Origin of the sequence: Polaromonas sp. UBA4122 (assembly GCA_002381615.1) — a bacterium.
Taxonomy (GTDB): Bacteria; Pseudomonadota; Gammaproteobacteria; order Burkholderiales; family Burkholderiaceae_C; genus Polaromonas.
This window is the reverse complement of record DFWY01000094.1, coordinates 16,824-20,939: the sequence shown is the minus strand read 5'-3', so window position 1 is coordinate 20,939 and position 4,116 is coordinate 16,824. Positions and strand designations below refer to the sequence as shown.

Genomic DNA, 4,116 nt, shown 5'->3' with positions numbered 1-4,116 from the left:
ATAAGAGACAGACAAAGGCCAGCGTCAGTCCATCATCGTTGACGAACTGCCCTACCAGGTCAACAAAAAGACGCTTCAGGAGCGCATGGCCGAGCTAGTTCATGAGAAAAAAATCGAAGGTATCAGCCATATCCAGGACGAGAGCGACAAGTCCGGGATGCGCCTGGTCATCGAACTCAAGCGCGGCGAAGTGCCTGAAGTGGTGTTGAACAATTTGTACAAACAGACCCAGCTGCAAGACACCTTTGGTGTCAATATGGTGGCGCTGATCAATGGCCAGCCCAAGCTGTGCAACCTGAAAGACCTGATTCAGGTCTTCCTGTCGCACCGCCGCGAAGTGGTGACACGTCGCACGGTGTTCACGCTGCGCAAGGCACGCGAACGTGGCCATGTACTGGAAGGCCTGGCCGTCGCACTGGCCAACATCGATGACTTCATTGCCATCATCCGCAATGCACCGACCCCGCCGGTGGCAAAGGCCGAGCTGATGCTGCGCCCATGGGACAGCAGCCTGGTGCGCGAAATGCTCACCCGTGCCCGCGCCGATGGCGGCGTGGTCAATGCCGACGATTACCGCCCCGATGGACTCGAGAAGGCCTTGGGCATGGGTAGCGACGGCCTCTACCGCCTTTCGGAAACGCAAGCGCAGGAAATCCTGCAGATGCGCCTGCAACGCCTGACCGGTCTGGAGCAGGACAAGATCGTTGCCGAATACAAAGAAGTCATGTCAGAGATCGATGACCTGCTCGATATTCTGGCCAAGCCTGAGCGGGTATCCATCATCATTAGTGAGGAGCTCTCGGCCATCAAACTTGAGTTTGGCCAGACCAAGCTGGGCGCGCGGCGCAGCCAGATTGAACACAGCTCGTTTGATCTCAGCACTGAAGACCTGATCACGCCCACCGACATGGTGGTGACACTGTCGCACACCGGCTACATCAAGAGCCAGCCCCTCTCAGAATACCGGGCGCAAAAACGCGGCGGCCGTGGCAAACAGGCGACCGCCACCAAAGAAGATGACTGGGTCGACCAGTTGTTTATCTCCAATACCCATGACTACATCCTGTGCTTTTCCAACCGGGGTCGGCTCTACTGGCTCAAGGTATGGGAAGTCCCTGCAGGCTCGCGCGGCTCACGTGGCCGACCAATTGTCAACATGTTCCCCTTGCAGGAAGGGGAAAAAATCACGGTGGTACTGCCGCTGACGGGGGAAAAGCGCAGCTTCCCGGCCGATCAGTATGTCTTCATGGCCACCTCCATGGGTACCGTCAAGAAAACCACGCTGGACGAATTCAATAACCCCCGCAAGGCGGGCATCATCGCCGTTGACCTGGACGATGGTGACTTTCTTGTCGGCGCCGCCCTGACCGACGGCAAACATGACGTGATGCTGTTCAGTGATGGTGGCAAGGCAGTACGTTTTGACGAAAACGACGTGCGTCCCATGGGCCGCAACGCACGTGGCGTGCGCGGCATGATGCTTGAAGACGGCCAGGGCGTCATTGCCATGCTGGTTGCGGAAGACGAGCAGCAAAGCGTGCTAACAGCCACCCAGAACGGTTACGGCAAGCGTACCTCCATCATTGAATACACACGCCATGGCCGCGGCACCAAGGGCATGATCGCCATCCAGCAGAGTGAGCGCAACGGCAAAGTCGTTGCGGCAACACTGGTCCACACTGACGATGAAATCATGCTCATCACCGACAAGGGTGTACTGGTTCGCACGCGTGTCAGTGAAATCCGTGAAATGGGAAGGGCCACCCAGGGCGTTACGCTCATCGGCCTCGACGAAGGTTCACAATTAAGCGGTCTCCAGCGAATCGTCGAAAACGATGCCACGCTGGACGACAACGACACCGAAAACGATGCAGGTCAAGACGCCTCCAACCCGGAAACCAACTCATGAAAAAACTGATCGCCACGCTGGCAATTACTGGTCTTGCCAGTCTTGCTTGCACAACCGCCCTTCATGCGCAAACGTCAGATCCAAAAACCGAATGGGCGAAGAAAGTCGTCGCCCTTCAACAAGGCCCGGAGCTTGACCGGCTGGTGGCTCAGCTCGCAGGCAGTACGACTCAGGAGCTGATCGCCACTTGGGGGCCTAAACTGGAGGCGAACGTGCCCAAGGCCAAACAGCAAAAAGCCTCGGAAGATCTCAACGTGGAACTCAAAAAGTATGCCGAAGACGCCAAACAGCTGATTGGCAAGCAGGTCAGCAAAGTCAGTGCCGACGTGCTTGTGCCGGCGTACGCCGAGCGTTTCACCGTGGAAGAGCTCAAGCAGATTGCGGCCTTTTTCGAGTCCCCCGCCATCAAGAAATACCAGGCCACCACACCTCAACTGGGAACTATTTTTATCCAGAAGCTGGTCGAAGCGTCACGTTCCGATGTCGTCGCACGCGCCAAGCGATTCGATGATGCAGCGCTGAAAATTGTCGGCACCGCACCTGCGGGACCGGGTGCGGGCAAGCCGGCCAGAAAATGACCCGGCCTTTCAATTTTTCGGCCGGTCCCGCAACTTTACCCGAGGAGGTTCTGCAGCAGGCGGCCGCCGAAATGCTGGACTGGCACGGCAGCGGCATGAGCGTCATGGAGATGAGCCACCGCGGCAAAGAATTCACCTCCATTTACGAGAATGCGGAAGCCGATTTTCGAGCGTTGATTGCCGTCCCGAAGCACTTCAAAATATTATTCATGCAGGGGGGCGGGCTCGCAGAAAACGCCATCGTGCCACTGAATCTTTCGCGTGGTGCCTCGGCCGATTTCGTAGTGACCGGCAGTTGGAGCGAGAAGTCACAGAAAGAAGCGCGCAGATATTGCGACGTGCAAATTGCCGCCACCAATGAAAGCAGCGGCCACACCAGCCTGCCGCCACTGGCCAGCTGGAAACTGCGGCGCAATGCAAGTTATGTCCATATTTGCACCAACGAAACCATTAACGGCGTGGAGTTTCAGGATCTGCCTGATCTGAAGGCGCTGGGAAGTGATGCGCCGTTGGTCATTGATTTTTCATCCCACGCGGCGTCCAGGCAGGTAGATTGGTCCCGGGTTGGCCTGGCTTTTGGTGGAGCGCAGAAAAACCTCGGCCCCGCCGGGGTGACGCTGGTCGTCATCCGGGAGGACTTGCTCGGCCATGCACTGCCTGCATGCCCCAGCGCCTTCGACTACAAAATAGTAGCGGACAACCACTCGATGTACAACACGCCGCCTACATATGCCATCTATATTGCCGGCCTGACCTTTCAATGGCTCAAGCGGCAGAAGGAAGGCGAGGCAGAAAACGAAGTGAGAGGCGTCGCTGCGGTGGAAAGGCGCAACATTGCCAAGGCGAAACTGCTTTACGACGCCATCGACCATTCCCAGCTGTACCTCAATAACGTCAGCCGGGACTGCCGTTCACGCATGAACGTACCGTTTTTCCTGCGTGATGAATCGCGCAACGAGGCTTTCCTGGCCGGCGCAAAAACGCGGGGCCTCTTGCAGCTCAAGGGCCACAAGTCCGTAGGCGGCATGCGTGCCAGCATCTACAACGCCATGCCGCTGGCTGGCGTGGAAGCGCTGGTTGACTACATGCAAGAATTCGAAAAAAAGCACGCCTGACATGACTGCCAAACTCGCTGATTTACGCGTCCAGATTGATGCCATAGACAAAGAATTGCTTGCCCTCATGAACCGCCGCGCGCTGATCGCCGAGCAGGTAGGAGAAATCAAAAAGCGCGAAGGTACGCCCTTTTTTCGTCCTGATCGGGTCACCCAGGTTATTGAGAAAATACAGCAAGCCAATACCGGCCCGCTCAAAAACCGGCATGTTGCAGCCGTCTGGCGTGAAATCATGTCAGCCTGCCTGGCCCTTGAATCGCCGGTGCGTGTGGCCTACCTTGGGCCTATCGGCACCTTTAGCGAACAGGCCGCTCTGCAGTTTTTTGGCGCAAGCATTGACCATATTCCCTGCATCAGCATTGATGAAGTGTTTCGCGCCACAGCAGCTGGCAGTGCCGACTATGGCGTGGTGCCGGTTGAAAATTCCACAGAAGGTGTGGTGTCGCGCTCGCTCGACCTGTTTCTGAACTCTCCGCTGCACATCGTTGGCGAAATCAGCCTGATGGTGCGGCAC

3 protein-coding genes and 1 pseudogene are annotated in these 4,116 nt (G+C 57.1%); all 4 read left to right on the top strand.

What is annotated here, in order from left to right:
- Positions 1-4 precede the first annotated feature (4 nt).
- Positions 5-1,909, top strand: a pseudogene (locus B3F77_RS12865) (DNA gyrase C-terminal beta-propeller domain-containing protein); the annotation flags it as partial.
- Positions 1,906-2,487, top strand: a complete 582-nt coding sequence (locus B3F77_RS12860) for a DUF2059 domain-containing protein (RefSeq protein WP_293605332.1) — start codon at positions 1,906-1,908, stop codon at positions 2,485-2,487. The pseudogene B3F77_RS12865 and the gene B3F77_RS12860, both read left to right, overlap by 4 nt.
- Positions 2,484-3,602 (top strand): 3-phosphoserine/phosphohydroxythreonine transaminase, encoded by a 1,119-nt coding sequence (gene serC, locus B3F77_RS12855; RefSeq protein ID WP_293605331.1) that lies wholly within the window; start codon positions 2,484-2,486, stop codon positions 3,600-3,602. The genes B3F77_RS12860 and serC overlap by 4 nt, the downstream gene beginning before the upstream one ends.
- A 1-nt stretch (position 3,603) precedes the next feature.
- A partial coding sequence (gene pheA / locus B3F77_RS12850; RefSeq protein ID WP_293605330.1) for a chorismate mutase occupies positions 3,604-4,116 on the top strand: 513 nt, incomplete at its 3' end.